Source organism: Aeromonas dhakensis (assembly GCF_000820305.1).
Classification (GTDB): domain Bacteria; phylum Pseudomonadota; class Gammaproteobacteria; order Enterobacterales; family Aeromonadaceae; genus Aeromonas; species Aeromonas dhakensis.
On sequence record NZ_CDBH01000032.1, the window covers coordinates 75,386 to 90,887 of the forward strand.

Here is a 15,502-nt window from a genome sequence, read left to right on the forward strand (position 1 = left end):
TATAACAATAACGTTGGTTTGTTATATTATCACACACACACTTCCTGACGAGATCTCTATGCGAATTCTTGCCCTGATCACTGCCCTGCTGGCGGTGAGTCTGCCTGTCCGCGCCCTCGAGGTGCTGACCACCATCAAGCCGCTGGGTTTCATCGCCGCCGCCATCACCGACGGCGTGAGCGAGCCCAAGGTGTTGCTGCCGACCGGCGCTTCGCCCCACGATTTCTCCCTGCGCCCCTCTGATATTCGCAGCATCAACGAGGCCGATCTGGTGGTGTGGGTCGGCCCCGAGCTGGAAGGTTTCATGGCCAAGCCGCTGGCCAAACATCCCCATGTGCTGACCCTGACCCGGGTGGAAGGGATGCCGCTGTTTGATTACAGCAAGCAGGCCGGTCATGAAGAGCACGCCGACGAGGCGCATGAAGGCCATGGCCACGACGGTCATGAGGGGCACCACCACGAGGGCGTCGACCCCCACATCTGGCTGGGTCCGACCCAGGCGCTGGTCATCGCCAATGCCCTGAGCGAAACCCTGAGCGCTCAGGATCCGGCCAACGCCGAGCGTTATCGCGCCAACCTGTTGGCGTTCAAGGCCAAGGTGGAGGCCAAGGACAAGGTAATTGCCGAGCAGATGAAGGCGGTGAACCAGAAGGGCTACTTCGTGTTTCATGAAGCCTATGGCTACTGGGAGCGCCACTATGGCATGAGCTCCAAGGGCCACTTTACCGTGAGCCCGGAGCGACGCCCCGGCGCCAAGACCCTGGTGGAGATCCGCAAGGCGCTGGAAGAGAAAAAAGCGAGCTGCATCTATGCCGAGCCGCAGTTCTCGCCGGCGGTGATCGAGTCGGTCGCCCGCAATACCGGCGCCAAGGTGCTGTTGCTGGACGAAGTCGGTGAACAGGTGCCGCTCGGTCCGGATGGCTATCCCCGCTTCATGCAGCAGTTGGCCGACGCCTTCGCCGAATGCCGTTGACCGCGTCGAAGCGCCCGCGTGCCCGCCACTGGGGCAGCCAGGGGCAACTATACTGACCTCCAGCATCTTGCAGGGAGTGTCTTGTATGAAATGGCTGCTCGTTCCCACCTGCACGTTGGCGCTCTGCTGTGCCAGCGTGCAGGCTTCCCGTCTCTCCGAATACATGGCCAGCCCTGCACTGCAGGCAAAATTGCAGGAGGTCTATGGCGGTCGAGCCCTCCAGCGGGCGGAGGCCTTTTCGCGCCTGCTGACGCCAAGGGCCGGCACCACGGATCAGCAGAAGATCGAGCTGGTCAACAACTACTTCAACAACCTGACCTACAGCGATGACCCCAGATTGTGGGGAGAAACGGATTACTGGGCCAACCCACTGGAGTTTATCGGTGCCCGTGGTGGCGACTGCGAGGATTACAGCATCTCCAAGTACTACACATTGATGGAGCTTGGGGTGGACGAGAAGAAGCTGCGACTGGCTTACGTCAAGGCAGTCAAGTACAACCAGTTCCACATGGTGACGCTCTACTTCGCGACCCCCAAGTCGGATCCGATGGTGCTCGACAACATCAACAACCGGATCCTGCCCGGCAGCAAGCGGACCGATCTCATCCCCGTCTACAGTTTTGATGCCAAGAGCATCTGGATCATGAAGTCACGCCGGGAAGGGACCCTGGCGGGCAGTGCCGACAGGTTGGCGCAGTGGACTTCGATGAAGACCCGTTTTTCCAGCGAGCAGTTGCGCTCCCCCCGCCGTCAGCTATAGCTTGCCCGCCGCTTTCAACTCCTCGAAATATTTTGCCGCGCCCGGATGCTGTTCGATGCTCAGCACCGGGCCGGTTTTATTGCGCGCCTGGTGAAACAGGTTGGCGTAACCGTAGGTTTGCTCATTGAACTTGGTTTGCTGGGCCAGCATGGCCCGGGTCAGGCGGTAAACGTCGGCCTGTGGCGTGCTGGCGGTGGTGACCAGGGTGGCGGCGATGGCAAAGGTCGGCGTCGCCTTGAGGTTGCCCGGATAGATACGCGCAGGGATCTGGCTGCGTTGGTAATACTTGACCCCTTTGAGCAGCTGATCCCGGGTCGCCCCCTCGATCGGCAGGAAACGCACGGGGCAGCGCTTGGCGGTATCCAGCACGATGCGGTTGGGGTGACCCATCACCAGGCCATAGGCGTCGATCTGTTTGCTGCACAGGGACTCGGCCAGATTGGCCACGCTCTTGAGATCGAGATCCTGCTCCTTGGCGCCCAGCACGTTGAACAGGGCGAGCGCCGTCTGGCGGGTACCGGAACTCTTGAGCCCCATGTCGATGGGGGCCAGCTTGAGTTGCTCCAGGCTGGTGATGTCGCCGTCGGCCCTCACCACTATGGTAAAGGGCTCGGCGTGAGTGGCGAAGATGGCTCTGAGCTCTGGCTGTGGCTGACTGGCATACGGACCCAGGCCGTTACTGGCCTGGTAAAGCCAGTCCGACTGCACCAGCGCATAGCTTGTCTCGCCGCTTTTCAGTTGGCGCAGATTTTCGATGGAGCCCGAGGTCGCCTGCGGCTTGCACTGCAGTCCGGCATCGCTCTTGTTGGCGAGCCGGCAGAACTCTTTGGCGATCTGGTGATAGATCCCCTGTTCACCGCCGGTGGCTATGGTGGTGGGGTTGGCCAGCAGCGGCAGTGGCCACAGCAGGGCGAGCAACAATCCGGTCCTGTTCATCATGCCTCCTTGCCGGCGTAGCCATCGATGCCCCAGTTGCGCAGGGTGTCGATATCCTGAATGTCGCCGGCCTCCGCCAGCAGGGTGTAGCCCGCACTGTGCAGGCACTGGGCCACCAGGTTCCAATAGAGCGGAGCCTGGGTCGGCTGGCAGCTGATGAAAACGGGATTGATGGGGTCGAGCTGATTGAAGGTCTCGTTGGTCATCGGGATGGCGCTGAAGGCCATCTCCACCCCTTGTTCCTGCAAGGCGGCCAGCCGCTCCTGGGCAAGGGGTGGCACATGTTCCTGATCCCAGCGCCAATCGAGGGTCTTGCCTCTGCCCTTGGCCAGCAGAGGTGCGAATTGAGCCCAGTCGGGGTGGCCGAGCAGGCTGAGCGGCAGCTGCAATCCCTCGACTGCATGGTGCAGCCAGAGATCGAGCAGGTGCCGGATCTCGTCCGGTGAACTGTTCAGTGACGGGATGACTTCCGGAATGAGGCGGCTGTAAAGACGAATGCTGCCCTGGGTCGAGAAGAAGTGTTGTTGCAACAGCCCCTCTCCTGCGCAGGTCAGGGTCTGCAGCGGCTCATTGACCATGGGGATCTGTTTGCCGAGCTGGCTTATCTTGAGCCGCTGCTGCAGCAGATCCCGCTTGCGTTCGGACACCAGCTGGTTGACCGAGCCGGCCAGCTCTTTGAGATCCTGCAGCCAGGGAGCGTCCAGGGTGCCACTGAACTGGCGCTTGCGGATCTTCACCAATTGCAGATTGATCTGCTCGAGCGGGCGCAGCAGCCGTTTGCAGACCCAGGAGATCACCAGGGTGAACACCAGCAGACCTGCCAGCAGGGCCGTGCCGGTACGGCTGATCGCATTCCACAGATGCTGGTAGGCATAGCCCGTGTGCCCTTCCAGGGTGAGGGTGCCCAGCATGCGCCAGCCATCGGTCAGCTCCTGCTCAATTTTTACTGGCGGCATGTCGATAACAGAGGGGAGCCAGGTCGGCACGTTCTGTTGCTCGGTGTGGAAGACCTTCTGAAACAGCACCTGACCATCCGGATCCAGCAGGGTGACCGCGCTGACGAAGCCGCCATCGAACATGGCGTTGACTATGGTCTCGGCCAGTACCTTGTCATCGTTGAGAAGGGTGCCTTGCAGCACCAGCCCGAGGGCGGTGATGGCGGTTTCCAGATTGGCAGACATCTGATCGAGGATGGATTGCCGTACCGTGGTGACTTCCAGCATGAACAGCAGGACGGCGCCAATCAGGAACAAAATCAGGATGATTCGATTTAACAGTTTCGCTAACGACATATCCACTCCATGGAAAAGTTATCGCAACATGTTGAAACCTGGGGTCGGAGGTGAGCTGACCCGGCTCTTAAAAATAGGAAAAAATGGTTAAAAAAGACGATCATTTCTGCCCATGAAGGAATGTTATGCATAAAATGTGAGGTTCATGCAGATTGCTATGAACTAATTGTGAGTATTTAGGTCAAACAATCAGTTTTATACGGTTTCATAACAAATAGACTGACCACTAACACCCTTGGATCTAATGACAGGATAGCGGATGAAACGTCTCCGTCCCTTGGTAGCGCAGGCCGCCAATTGGGAACCCCCGGTTCCCCGCAAACACTTTTACGCCATGCTACTGCTGACGGCCATGACGCTGTCGGCGGTAGCCATATTGCCAGCCCCGGGTGACATCCTGGAGCGGCCGCTGCGACTGGAGTTGCCGATCGCCACCAATGGCACCGCAACCAACGAAGACAATACGGACTTCAACGACATCCCGGATCACGAGCTGGTAGAAGCCGCGACGCCGGAAGACGACATCCCGGCCGACGCCACCCCCCAGTGGCAGGATTACCGGGTTCGCAATGGCGAGAATCTGACCACCATCTTCAACAACCTGGGTCTTTCCACCACCACCCTCTACAAGGTGCTGGATGCCGACACCAAGAACAATCTGGCACGGCTCAAGCCGGGCCAGACCATCGAGCTGCTGATCGATCAGGACAACATACTGCAGCAGATGAAGATCCGCCTGAACATCAAGCAGACCCTGGTGCTGGAGCGTACCGACGACACTTACAGCGCCAACATGCTCAATGAAGAGGTGGAGTGGCAGAAGAAGAGCTATGACGGCGTCATTAATGGCAGCTTCTACGTGAGTGCCCGCAATGCGGGGATCCCGGCCAACCATATCCAGAAGATTGCCAACCTGTTCCAGTGGCGGCTCAACTTCGCCAAGGATCTGAAAAAGGGTGACAAGTTCAAGGTGCTGGTGCGCCAGGAGACGGTCGAAGGCAAGAGCACAGGCAACACCCAGCTGCTCGGGGTGGAAGTGTTCAGTCAGGGTCAGAACGTCTCCGCCTGGTTGTCCGAAGATGGCAACTACTACGATGGGCAGGGCAACAGCCTGGAGCGCGGTTTCCGCCGTTACCCGACCCACAGCCGCTACCGGGTCAGCTCCAGCTTCAACCCGAATCGCCGTCACCCGATCACCGGCCAGGTGCGGCCTCACGAGGGCACCGACTTTGCCCTGCCGGTCGGCACCCCCGTGATGGCGACCGGTGACGGTGTCGTGCTAAAGGCGACCAGCCACCCGCTGGCCGGCACCTATGTGGTGATCAAGCACGGTCGTACCCTGATGACCCGTTACCTGCACCTGAGCAAGTTGCTGGTCAAGCCGGGCCAGAAGGTGAAGATGGGCGACAAGATTGCCCTCTCCGGCAACACGGGTCGTTCCACCGGTGCTCACCTGCACTACGAGGTGCGGATCAACAATCGTCCGGTGGATGCCATGAAGGTCAAGCTGCCGATGGCGGAACCGCTCTCCGGCAAGGAGAAGCGCCAGTTCCTCGCCAAGGTGAAGAGCTATCGCAAGGAGATGGAGGCCGGTTGATGCCTCTCTCGCCGAAACAAAAAGGCCCCGCCACTCTGGCGGGGCCTTTTTATTGGCTGACGGCCATCAATAGCCCTTGTCGAAGTCGATCTTGCCGTCCAGCGGCTGGCCGTCGATGAAGCGGATGTAGTTGCGCACGAAGATCTGGGCCACGTCTTCGGGGAAGCTGTAGGCACTGTTGTGCGGCGTGACGATGAGGTTGGGCTGGCCCCAGAGCGGGCTGTCGGCGGGCAGCGGCTCCTGCGCGAACACGTCCAGCACCGCCATCCCCAGCTTGCCGGTGCGCAGTGCCGTGAGCAGGTCCCCCTCGTGGATGGCGTTGCCGCGTCCCACGTTGAACAGGATGGCGCCCGGCTTGCAGTGCTCGAAACGGGTGGCAGTGAAGAGGTGATGGGTCTCGCGGGTGGCGGGCAGCACGCTGACGATGGCGTCGGCCTGCGCCAGCATCTTGTTGAGGGCGGGCAGCTGATATACCTGGTCGAAACCGGCCCGTTCGCGGCCACTGCGGCTGACGCCGAGCACCTTCATGCCGAAGTGCTTGCCGGTGTGGGCGATGTGCTGGCCTATGCTGCCGGTGCCCAGGATCAGCAGGGTGCGTCCCTTGAGACCGTGATAGGGGTGGCTCTGCCACAGCCGCTGCTTCTGCTGTTCCCGGTAGAGGGGGATCTGGCGCATCAGGCTGAGCAGATGACCGAACACGTACTCGCTCATCAGCGGGCCGAAGATGCCGCGCACATTGGTGAGCTGGTAGTCACGGCGACAGCAGGCATCCAGCAGCACGTCGACCCCGGCGTAGGTGGATTGCAGCCAGCTGAGTTTGCCGGCCTTGGCCAGCAGCGGCTTGGCGCGCGCCGGTTCGGCCATCAGGATGTGGGCCTCACCGATCACTTTCTCGGCATCGCTCTGGTTGTCGGCTCTCAGAATGCGCAGATGAGGGAGGTGGGCCGCCTTGAGCAGGCGCTCGTAGTGAGCATTGTCCTGGCTGAGCAAAAGAAGGGTACGTTGACTCATACTCTTGTTCCTTATCAGATTTGCGGCGCGGGAGAGAGGCCGCTCTGCCTTCATCTTACCCGAGTTGACCGGCCAACATAGCCGACCAGGCCGCTTTTTCGTTTTCGCGCGGCCCCTCGTGGGCTACAATCTGCCCCACATTTTGCAAAGGATCCGACTCCAGTGTTTGGTGACAAGTTTTATAAGCGACTGGCCGAGCTACAGCCTTGGCAACAGACGGTCTACACCCTGGCGCTGGCAGAGCGCATGTACCCCAACTATGCGCTGTTTTCCCAGGCCTCCGGTTTCGGGGATGCGAAGGCATTTCGTCACGCCCTGGATCAGATGTGGAACTACCTGACGGTGAAAGGATCCCGGGTCAATCTGGGGGCAATTTTGGAAGCGTTCGAAGTCTACATTCCGGAACCCAGCAAGTTCGAATCCTACGGTGCCTATCCGGCGCTGGATGCCTGTGTCGCCTTGGGCTGCGCCTACAACTCGGTGATCTGCCGGGTGGGGGAAGAGGCCAACGACGCCAGCCATGCCTCGGTCGGTACGGTCGCCGGTTTCATCGAGATGCTGGAAGAGCGCGACCTCACCGACGAGGAGCTCTACGAGCACGAATACATGGAGGCCGAGCTGGAGTTCCAGGTCGAGCTGCTCAAGCGGGTGGCCCACGAGCGTGACAGCGACCGCATCCTGGCCGTGCGTGCCTTCGCCGCCCAGGACGGTGTCTCCAATATCGGCATCAGCCTGGAAGAGTGATCCCGCTCGCCTCGGCCCATAAAAAAAGCTCCCGTTCGGGAGCTTTTTTTATGCCCGCTCTTCGGTGAGGGGCCGGACGCTCAGCACCGGGGCCGCGTCTATCTCGTCGGCATTCATCATGGTGGAGATACGCTGCAAAGAGGAGAGCAGCAGGGTCTGCTCCCAGGTCTCAAGTGCTTGAAAACGCTGAATGAAGCGCTCCTGCAGCGGGGTCGGCGCCTGGGCCAGCAGGGCACGTCCTGCGTCAGTCAGTGTCGCATGCACCTTGCGCTTGTCGGTTTCGCTGCGGATGCGTTGCACCAGCTGGCGGCTCTCGAGGCGGTCCATGATGGTAGTGGCGGTGGCCTGGCTCATGTTGGTGTGGTCCGCCAGCTGACGCATGGAGATCTGGCCCAGCTCGTCGATCCCCTTGAGCAGCAAGAGCTGGGGCGAGGTCAGGCCTGCCTCCTTGATCAAGCGCTTGGAGTGCATGTCGATGGCACGAATGATCTGGCGCAGGGCGACCAGCACTTCATCATGTTTTTCCATGGGGTATGAAATCGTCGAGGGGTGATTGGGAGGCGCAAAATTCTCCGCCTAATTCGTCACAAGGTCAATATGGTTTTTACTGTAATCTTTTCTGCTCTAATTATTTTGTGTTAGGGTAACGAGCTTTCCCCCTATTTTTCCCTGCTGTTTTGAGGAGCAAGATGATGAGTGACGAACTGGACATCAAAGCGCTGGTGGCCGACCTTCGAGTGGTCAGAGTCCGCTATGAACTGCCTGATACCTCGGCTTTCGTGCGTTACCAGCCCGCCTATGACGAAGATCCCAACAACCTCAAGGTCCATCACTACGACGGTGAGTTGCCGCTCTCCTGCAGTGAGACTGGTTCTTTCAACCTAAAGGAGTTGGTGAACGAATTGCGCTATGCCTATGTGCTGGTGCACCTCTTCCCGGACGAGAGCGCAATGAACTTCTACCTGACCGGCCTCGATACCGGGCTGGCCCAGCTGGAGTTCATCGGCGGCTCCTACGACTTCAACCGGCTCTGGATCACCAGCGGCATCTCCAACCTGGGCGTGCCCATGGCCATCTTCCTCGGCAAGCGCCACGCGGTGAACGGTCAGCCGTCCGTCAGCCTGGTGGACCACAGAGCGCAGACGGCCGGCAAGCTGGTCTACCGAGCCATCGGCGGCGCCGGCGATCACGTGGGTGAAGACTTTTTCAACAACGACTAAGGAGGCCAGATGAGAGCAAACAAAGGGCTGTTCAAAGGCCTCAACCCGACCATGGCCATGACGGCGCTCACCGTCATCACCCTGTTCCTGTTGTTCGGGATGTTCGTCCCCGAGACCGCCGCCACCTGGTTCGTGGGGGCCAAGGACAAGATCATTGCCGGGTTCAAGTGGTACTACATCCTGGTGGTCGCCCTGTTCCTGTTCTTCGCCATCTATCTGATGTTCAGCCGCTTCGGCAGCATCCGGCTGGGTGACGACGACCAGGTACCGGAATTCGGCTACTTCGCCTGGTTCGCCATGTTGTTCAGCGCCGGCATGGGGATAGGGCTGGTGTTCTGGAGCATCGCCGAGCCCATGTACCACCTGCAGGGCAACCCCTTCGTCACCGAAGGGATGACCCCGGAAGCGGCCCAGATCGCCATGCGTCTCACCTTCTTCCACTGGGGCCTGCACCCCTGGGCCATCTACGTGATCGTCGGCCTGTCGCTCGCCTTCTTCAGCTACCGGCGCAAGCTGCCGCTGGCCATCCGCTCCGTGCTCTATCCGCTGCTCGGCGATCGCATCTACGGCTTCTGGGGTCACGCCGCCGACGTGCTGGCGGTGTTTGGTACCGTGTTCGGGGTGGCGACCTCCCTTGGCCTGGGGGTCTCCCAGATGAATACCGGCCTCAACCAGATGTTCGGCATGGAAGTATCGCAGGCGAACCAGCTCTGGCTCATCGGCGGTATCAGCCTGATCGCCACCCTGTCGGCGGTCTCCGGCGTCGGACGCGGGGTGAAGATCCTCTCCGAGCTCAATATCTGGCTGAGCGTGTTCGTGCTGGGCCTCTTCCTGGTGCTGGGGCCGACCACCTACATCCTCAACGCCTATGTGCAGAACATAGGTGACTACCTGCAGAACATCGTCAAGCTGAGCTTCTGGACCAATACCGAAGCCAACGGCACCTCGGCCTGGCAGTCGAGCTGGACCGCGTTTTACTGGGGCTGGTGGATTGCGTGGGCGCCCTTTGTCGGCATGTTCATCGCCCGCATATCCAAGGGGCGTACCATCCGCGAGTTCGTGCTCGGTGTCTTGCTGGTGCCCTCCCTGCTCGGCATGTTCTGGCTCACCGTGTTCGGCGGCACCGCCATGAATCTGGAGCTGTTCGGCAGTGGTGGCGTGGTGGCCGCGGTCAATCAGGATGTCACCCTGGCGCTCTACAAGACGGTGGAGCTGCTGCACTGGGAGACCTTCGGCTGGATCGCCAAGGGGGTGCTGACCCTGCTCATCTGTACCTACTTCATCACCTCCAGCGACTCGGGCACCCTGGTCATTACGACTCTGCTCTCCATCGGGGATCAGGATCCCCCCGTGCTGCACCGTGCCGTCTGGGGGCTGGGTCAGGGGCTGGTGGCCGCCATTCTGCTGGTATCCGGCGGACTGGCCGCCCTGCAGGCCGCCAGCATCATAGCCGCGCTGCCCTTCTCGGTGATCATGCTGGCCATGTGCTACTCCCTGATGCTGGGCCTCAAGCAGGAGAGTCAGCACCAGTTCGAGTATCGCCAGAAGCTCAAGCGCCACGAGGGCTCCAGCCACATGAGCCTGATGGACAGGATAGGGCCGGCCTGACGGCAGGCCGAATCATGAAAACGAAAAGGGGAACCTCACGGTTCCCCTTTTTATTGCTGTGTTGGTGACGGGTTACAGCATCTGCTTGAGGCGATAGAGCAGGTCAAGCGCCTGGCGCGGGGTCAGCTCGTCCGGGCGCACCGCTTCCAGCTCATCAACTACAGGATGGTTCTGGGGCGGCAGGGCGACCGGGGCCGGGCGCACTTCGCCGGCGGCCACCGGGGTGGCGCTCTCCAGCTCGTGCAGCTTGTGACGGGCCTGCTGGATCACAGATTTGGGCACCCCGGCCAGCGCCGCTACCTGCAGGCCGTAGGAGCGGCTGGCCGCCCCCTCCTGCACCGCGTGCATGAAGGCGATGGTGTCACCGTGCTCCACCGCATCCAGATGGACGTTGGCCAGCCCGCTCATCAGCTCCGGCAGCCGGGTCAGCTCGAAGTAGTGGGTGGCGAACAGGGTGTAGGCGCCAATCTTGCTCGCCAGCTGTTCGGCGCAGGCCCACGCCAGCGAGAGGCCGTCGTAGGTGCTGGTGCCGCGGCCAATCTCGTCCATCAGCACCAGGCTGCGGGCGGTGGCGTTGTTGAGGATGTTGGCGGTCTCGGTCATCTCCACCATGAAGGTGGAGCGGCCGGAGGCCAGATCGTCCGACGCCCCGATGCGGGTGAAGATGCGGTCGATGGGGCCGATGCGGGCACTGTCGGCCGGCACGAAGGCGCCGATATGGGCCAGCAGCACGATGAGCGCGGTCTGGCGCATGTAGGTCGATTTACCGCCCATGTTGGGGCCGGTGATGATCAGCATCCGCCGCTCCCGCTCCAGCCGGATGGGGTTGGCGATAAAGGGGTCGGTCATCACCTGCTCCACCACCGGATGGCGGCCCGCCTCGATCAGGATCTGATCCTCGTCGATGAGGGTGGGGCAACGGTAGTCGAGGGTCTCGGCCCGCTCGGCCAGGTTGGCCAGCACGTCCAGCTCCGCCAGCGCGGCGGCGGACTCCTGCAGATCGCCGAGGTGCGGCAGCAGGGCATCGAGCAGCTCCTCGTAGAGGCGTTTCTCCAGCGCCAGCGCCTGAGCCTGGGCGGTGAGCACCTTGTCCTCGTACTTCTTGAGCTCATCGATGATGTAGCGCTCGTTGTTTTTCAGCGTCTGGCGACGGATGTAGTGGGCCGGCACCAGATGGCTGTTGGCTCGGCTCACCTCGATATAAAAGCCGTGCACCTTGTTGTAACCCACCTTGAGGGTGTTGATGCCGGTCAGCAGCCGTTCGCGCTCCTCGATACGGGCCAGGCTGGCGGTGGCGCCGTTGGCCAGATCCCGCAGCTCGTCCAGCTCGGTGTTGAACCCTTCGCGGATGACGCCGCCATCGCGGATCAGCACCGGCGGCACCTCCATCACGGCGCGCTCCAGCAGGTCGAACAGCTCGGGGAAGGTGCTGGCCCGCTCGCGCAACTGCTGCACCGCCTCGTGCTCGCTGCCCGCAAGCAGGCGCTGCAGTTCCGGCAGCTGGGCGAAGGCCTGGCGCAGCCGGGTGAGGTCACGCGGACGGGCAGAGCGCAGGGCCAGGCGCGCCAGCACCCGCTCCACGTCGCCGACCTGGCGCAGCAAACCGCCCAGCTCGTCGTAGAGGTTCTGCTCGATGAGCTCCTTGATGGTGCTCTGGCGGCCTTTGAGGATCACCCGGTCGCGGATCGGCTGATGGATCCAGCGTTTGAGCAGCCGGCTCCCCATGGGGGTGGCGGTACAGTCCAGTACGGCGGAGAGGGTGTTGTCGTGGCCACCGGCCAGATTCTGGGTCAGCTCCAGATTGCGGCGGGTGGCGGCATCCATGATGACCGCATGGTCAGGCTGTTCGAGGCGCACGCTGCGAATGTGGGGCAGGGCGGTGCGCTGGGTGTCCTTGACGTACTGCATCAGGCAGCCGGCGGCGCACAGGGCGGTCTCGCTCTGCTCGACGCCGAAGCCCACCAGATCCTGGGTGCCGAACTGCTGGCACAAGAGCTTGCGGGCGGTGCCGAGCTCGAACTCCCACTCCGGGCGGCGGCGCAGACCGCGGCGACCCTCGACATGGTGCAGGAAGGCGAACGATTCGGGGTAGAGCAGCTCGGCCGGGTTGGTGCGCTGCAGCTCCGCCAGCAGGGTCTCTTCTTTCTCGAACTGGTTGATGAAGAAGCGGCCGGAGCCTATGTCCATGGTGCCGTAGCCGAAGCGACGGCCATCGTGATAGACGGCGGCGATCAGGTTATCCTGCCGCTCGCTGAGCAGCGCCTCGTCGGAGACGGTGCCAGGGGTGATGATGCGAATGACCTTGCGCTCCACCGGCCCCTTGCTGGTGGCGGGATCCCCCACCTGTTCACAGATGGCGGCAGATTCGCCGAGCTGCACCAGCTTGGCGAGATACCCTTCGATGGCGTGATAGGGCACGCCTGCCATCGGAATGGGGCTGCCGGCCGACTGGCCACGCTTGGTCAGGGAGATGTCGAGCAGCTGGGAGGCCTTGCGGGCATCGTCATAGAACAGCTCGTAGAAGTCGCCCATCCGGTAGAACAGCAGGATCTCCGGGTTCTCGGCCTTGAGGGTCAGATACTGCTGCATCATGGGCGTGTGGGCGCTTAGGTTGGCGCCTGGCGTGGCGCCGGTGGCTTGGTGTTGTGCGGTCATGTGCTATTCCAGAAGGGGCCTCTGCGGGCCTGTGTCTGCGGTGATGAGCCTTGAGCTTGATGGCGCCATTCTACACATAAGCGGCGTGGCGGGGGAGGTCGGGGATCACGACCCTCCGTGTAGGCAGAGGCATCAGCCTGGTGAGCGGCGTTCAGTTGCGGCAGGCGGCGGCGGGATCGCATAATGTGCCTCTTGCACGCATCAGAGGGAGTCGCGATGAAACTGGACGCAGAGATAGAGCACCTCGCCATCGAGCTGGGGCGGGCCCTTGGCCAGCGAGGCTGGCTGGCGGCCACCGCCGAATCCTGTACCGGCGGCGGAGTGGCCACGGCCATCACCGACATCGCGGGCAGCTCAGGCTGGTTCGATCGTGGCTTTGTCACCTACACCAACGAGGCCAAGCAGCAGATGCTGGGGGTGAGCGACGAAAGCCTGGAGCAGCACGGCGCGGTGAGCGAGGCGGTGGTGCTGGAGATGGCCCGCGGCGCGCTGGCTCACTCGTCGGCTTCCATCAGTGTCGCCATCAGCGGCATCGCCGGCCCCGGCGGCGCCACCGAGGGCAAACCTGTCGGCACCGTCTGGTTTGCCTGGGCCGACTGCAACGGCCGCCACCACTCCCTGCTGGCCCGTTTCGACGGGGATCGCCGGCAGGTGCGTCAGCAGGCGGTGAGACAGGCCTTGTCGGGTCTGTTGGCCCTGCTCAAATAAATTGGGCTTGATACTGTATGAATAGACAGTATACTTAGCCCAACTTCATTTTTACTCACGATTTCCAGCGGAGATTGGCATGGATCAGAACAAACAGAAGGCACTGGCGGCTGCGCTGGGTCAGATTGAAAAGCAGTTCGGCAAAGGTTCCATCATGCGTCTGGGCGACAGCAAGACCATGGATATCGAAGCCATCTCCACCGGCTCCCTCTCTCTGGACGTGGCGCTGGGGATCGGTGGTCTGCCGTGCGGTCGTATCGTCGAGATCTACGGCCCGGAATCTTCCGGTAAAACCACGCTGACCCTGCAGGTGATCGCCGAAGCCCAGAAGAAGGGCAAGACCTGTGCCTTCGTCGATGCGGAGCACGCACTCGACCCCATCTATGCTGCCAAGCTGGGCGTCAACGTTGACGACCTGCTCATCTCCCAGCCGGACACCGGTGAACAGGCGCTGGAGATCTGCGACATGCTGGTGCGCTCCAATGCAGTTGACGTCATCATCGTCGACTCCGTGGCGGCCCTGACCCCGAAAGCGGAAATCGAAGGCGAGATGGGTGACTCCCACGTCGGCCTGCAGGCTCGTCTGATGTCCCAGGCGCTGCGCAAGCTGACCGCCAACATCAAGAACGCCAACTGCCTGTGCATCTTCATCAACCAGATCCGGATGAAGATCGGCGTCATGTTCGGCAGCCCGGAGACCACTACCGGTGGTAACGCGCTCAAGTTCTACGCCTCCGTGCGTCTGGATATCCGTCGTACCGGCGCCATCAAGGAAGGTGACGAAGTGGTCGGTAACGAGACCCGCGTCAAGGTAGTGAAGAACAAGGTGGCCCCTCCCTTCAAGCAGGCCGAATTCCAGATCTTCTACGGTGCCGGCATCTCCAAAGAGGGCGAGCTGGTGGATCTGGGCGTCAAGCACAAGCTGATCGACAAGGCCGGTGCCTGGTACAGCTACAACGGCGAGAAGATCGGTCAGGGCAAGGCCAACGTGATGAAGCTCTTCTCCGAAAACAAGGCGCTGGCTGGCGAAGTGGAAGCCAAACTGCGCGAGCTGCTGCTCTCCGGCGCCGCGCCGGTGGAGGAGAAGCCCTCCGCTGCCGAGTACGACGAGTTTGAAGCCGAAAACGAACAAGAGTTCGAATAAGAGCAAAAGGAAGGCCGGGTTGATACCCGGCCTTGTCATTTATGGTCGATGAATCCGTTACCGAACCGGTTGAGCCCGCCGAACCGAGCTTTGCAGAGCAGCTGGCGGCCGCCCGTGCCTACGCCATGCGCAGTCTGGCCCGTCGCGAGAGTGCCGAGTCGGAGCTGGCCAGACGCCTGCGCCAGCAGGGCTATCAGGAAGAGGTGATCGAGGCGGTGCTCGACTACTGCCGCGGTTACAACTGGGTCAATGACGAGCGCTATGGTGCCATGGCGGTGCGGGCGGGCGCCGCCAAGGGGCATGGCCCGCTTAAAATCCGTTTCGACCTGCGCCGCAAGGGGCTGGACGATGGCCAGATCGATGCCGCCTTCGAGCAACCCGAGCTGGACTGGTTCGAACTCGCCTTTGCGCTGCTGGAACGACGGGCCAACATAGCCGATCTGGCCGACTTCAAGCTGCGGATGAAGTGGCTCAAGTATCTGCTGGGGCGCGGCTTTAGCCAGGATCAGGCCCGTTACGCCATCTCTGCCCTGCAGGAGCGGGAGGAGTAGAACGGCGATGTTTGTGCTGGGATCTTGAGATGATTCGAGAGACGAGGCCCCATCGCCGCACACCCGCTATCTTCATTTCCGGTTTGCCGGCGCCTGGTTGCCGGTTTCCACCTGCCGACCAGGCCACTATGACGCCTGAGCAAGATTTTCCCTGCCTGTTCATAGGTTTGTCAGCTCAGATTGACGAAAGCCGGGTTCTCCCCGTCTTGACCCTCTTTTCATGCCGCTTTTTCTCCTGTTGATGGTGAAAAAAGCCGCGGTTGGCAGCGGGGCGCTTTTCCGGCCCGTTTATGTGCGCTTTTT

General features: G+C 61.6%; 14 protein-coding genes. 9 read left to right on the plus strand and 5 right to left on the minus strand.

All coding sequences use genetic code 11. The features are described 5' to 3' along the window. The first annotated feature begins 58 nt into the window (after positions 1–58). Both znuA and BN1143_RS08030 read left to right on the plus strand, forming a co-directional pair. On the plus strand, positions 59–973 hold the full coding sequence (znuA, locus tag BN1143_RS08025) for a zinc ABC transporter substrate-binding protein ZnuA (RefSeq protein ID WP_042050235.1): 915 nt from the start codon (positions 59–61) through the stop codon (positions 971–973). Between the two features lie 85 nt (positions 974–1,058). After that, positions 1,059–1,733, plus strand: a complete 675-nt coding sequence (locus BN1143_RS08030; protein WP_017788145.1) for a transglutaminase-like cysteine peptidase — start codon at positions 1,059–1,061, stop codon at positions 1,731–1,733. Here the strand turns inward: BN1143_RS08030 and BN1143_RS08035 are convergent. Both BN1143_RS08035 and BN1143_RS08040 read right to left on the minus strand, forming a co-directional pair. Then, on the minus strand, positions 1,728–2,669 hold the full coding sequence (locus tag BN1143_RS08035; protein WP_005305209.1) for a TAXI family TRAP transporter solute-binding subunit: 942 nt from the start codon (positions 2,667–2,669) through the stop codon (positions 1,728–1,730). The two genes, BN1143_RS08030 and BN1143_RS08035, sit on opposite strands and share 6 nt — an antisense overlap. Next, the gene (locus BN1143_RS08040; protein WP_042050236.1) at positions 2,669–3,961 is read right to left on the minus strand and encodes a LapD/MoxY N-terminal periplasmic domain-containing protein; all 1,293 of its coding nucleotides are present in this window, start codon (positions 3,959–3,961) and stop codon (positions 2,669–2,671) included. Before BN1143_RS08040 ends, BN1143_RS08035 begins: the two co-directional genes overlap by 1 nt. 259 nt (positions 3,962–4,220) lie before the next feature. Here BN1143_RS08040 and mepM point away from each other — a divergent pair, with 259 nt between their 5' ends. After that, positions 4,221–5,558 carry a murein DD-endopeptidase MepM gene (gene mepM, locus BN1143_RS08045; RefSeq protein ID WP_005305203.1) on the plus strand — a complete coding sequence of 446 codons (1,338 nt, stop codon included), beginning with the start codon at positions 4,221–4,223 and terminating at the stop codon, positions 5,556–5,558. A 66-nt stretch (positions 5,559–5,624) separates the two neighbouring features. Here mepM and BN1143_RS08050 read toward each other — a convergent pair whose 3' ends face one another. Next, positions 5,625–6,569, minus strand: coding sequence for a D-2-hydroxyacid dehydrogenase (locus tag BN1143_RS08050; RefSeq protein ID WP_042050237.1), 945 nt, complete (start codon positions 6,567–6,569; stop codon positions 5,625–5,627). 162 nt (positions 6,570–6,731) lie between these two features. Between BN1143_RS08050 and BN1143_RS08055 the strand changes: the two genes are divergently transcribed. Continuing rightward, complete coding sequence (locus BN1143_RS08055) at positions 6,732–7,313, plus strand: YjaG family protein (protein ID WP_005305197.1); 582 nt, start codon at positions 6,732–6,734, stop codon at positions 7,311–7,313. Between the two features lie 48 nt (positions 7,314–7,361). Here the strand turns inward: BN1143_RS08055 and BN1143_RS08060 are convergent, their stop codons facing one another. Further along, the gene (locus BN1143_RS08060) at positions 7,362–7,841 is read right to left on the minus strand and encodes a MarR family winged helix-turn-helix transcriptional regulator (protein WP_005305194.1); all 480 of its coding nucleotides are present in this window, start codon (positions 7,839–7,841) and stop codon (positions 7,362–7,364) included. Between the two features lie 164 nt (positions 7,842–8,005). On the opposite strand from BN1143_RS08060, the gene BN1143_RS08065 reads away from it, so the two are divergent. Together BN1143_RS08065 and BN1143_RS08070 are read left to right on the plus strand one after the other, a co-directional pair. Then, positions 8,006–8,533 carry a hypothetical protein gene (locus BN1143_RS08065; RefSeq protein WP_017765335.1) on the plus strand — a complete coding sequence of 176 codons (528 nt, stop codon included), beginning with the start codon at positions 8,006–8,008 and terminating at the stop codon, positions 8,531–8,533. Between the two features lie 9 nt (positions 8,534–8,542). Further along, complete coding sequence (locus tag BN1143_RS08070; protein WP_017778335.1) at positions 8,543–10,141, plus strand: BCCT family transporter; 1,599 nt, start codon at positions 8,543–8,545, stop codon at positions 10,139–10,141. Between the two features lie 72 nt (positions 10,142–10,213). On the opposite strand, the gene mutS is transcribed toward BN1143_RS08070, so the two are convergent. Then, complete coding sequence (mutS, locus tag BN1143_RS08075) at positions 10,214–12,796, minus strand: DNA mismatch repair protein MutS (protein WP_042050238.1); 2,583 nt, start codon at positions 12,794–12,796, stop codon at positions 10,214–10,216. Positions 12,797–13,012: 216 nt separating this feature from the next. Here mutS and pncC point away from each other — a divergent pair, with 216 nt between their 5' ends. From pncC to BN1143_RS08090, 3 genes are all read left to right on the plus strand, one after another. Beyond that, positions 13,013–13,504, plus strand: a complete 492-nt coding sequence (gene pncC / locus BN1143_RS08080; RefSeq protein WP_042050239.1) for a nicotinamide-nucleotide amidase — start codon at positions 13,013–13,015, stop codon at positions 13,502–13,504. 79 nt (positions 13,505–13,583) lie between these two features. After that, positions 13,584–14,648, plus strand: coding sequence for a recombinase RecA (gene recA, locus BN1143_RS08085; protein ID WP_010636082.1), 1,065 nt, complete (start codon positions 13,584–13,586; stop codon positions 14,646–14,648). Between the two features lie 41 nt (positions 14,649–14,689). After that, positions 14,690–15,199: a regulatory protein RecX gene (locus BN1143_RS08090; RefSeq protein WP_042050240.1), complete on the plus strand. Its 510-nt coding sequence runs from the start codon at positions 14,690–14,692 to the stop codon at positions 15,197–15,199. Positions 15,200–15,502 lie beyond the last annotated feature (303 nt).

Coding starts and splice junctions, on each gene's coding strand:
- znuA (WP_042050235.1), top strand. CDS start 59: ATGCGAATTCTTGCCCTGATCACTGCCCTGCTGGCGGTGAGTCTGCCT.
- BN1143_RS08030 (WP_017788145.1), top strand. CDS start 1,059: ATGAAATGGCTGCTCGTTCCCACCTGCACGTTGGCGCTCTGCTGTGCC.
- BN1143_RS08035 (WP_005305209.1), bottom strand. CDS start 2,669: ATGAACAGGACCGGATTGTTGCTCGCCCTGCTGTGGCCACTGCCGCTG.
- BN1143_RS08040 (WP_042050236.1), bottom strand. CDS start 3,961: ATGTCGTTAGCGAAACTGTTAAATCGAATCATCCTGATTTTGTTCCTG.
- mepM (WP_005305203.1), top strand. CDS start 4,221: ATGAAACGTCTCCGTCCCTTGGTAGCGCAGGCCGCCAATTGGGAACCC.
- BN1143_RS08050 (WP_042050237.1), bottom strand. CDS start 6,569: ATGAGTCAACGTACCCTTCTTTTGCTCAGCCAGGACAATGCTCACTAC.
- BN1143_RS08060 (WP_005305194.1), bottom strand. CDS start 7,841: ATGGAAAAACATGATGAAGTGCTGGTCGCCCTGCGCCAGATCATTCGT.
- BN1143_RS08065 (WP_017765335.1), top strand. CDS start 8,006: ATGAGTGACGAACTGGACATCAAAGCGCTGGTGGCCGACCTTCGAGTG.
- BN1143_RS08070 (WP_017778335.1), top strand. CDS start 8,543: ATGAGAGCAAACAAAGGGCTGTTCAAAGGCCTCAACCCGACCATGGCC.
- mutS (WP_042050238.1), bottom strand. CDS start 12,796: ATGACCGCACAACACCAAGCCACCGGCGCCACGCCAGGCGCCAACCTA.
- pncC (WP_042050239.1), top strand. CDS start 13,013: ATGAAACTGGACGCAGAGATAGAGCACCTCGCCATCGAGCTGGGGCGG.
- recA (WP_010636082.1), top strand. CDS start 13,584: ATGGATCAGAACAAACAGAAGGCACTGGCGGCTGCGCTGGGTCAGATT.
- BN1143_RS08090 (WP_042050240.1), top strand. CDS start 14,690: ATGGTCGATGAATCCGTTACCGAACCGGTTGAGCCCGCCGAACCGAGC.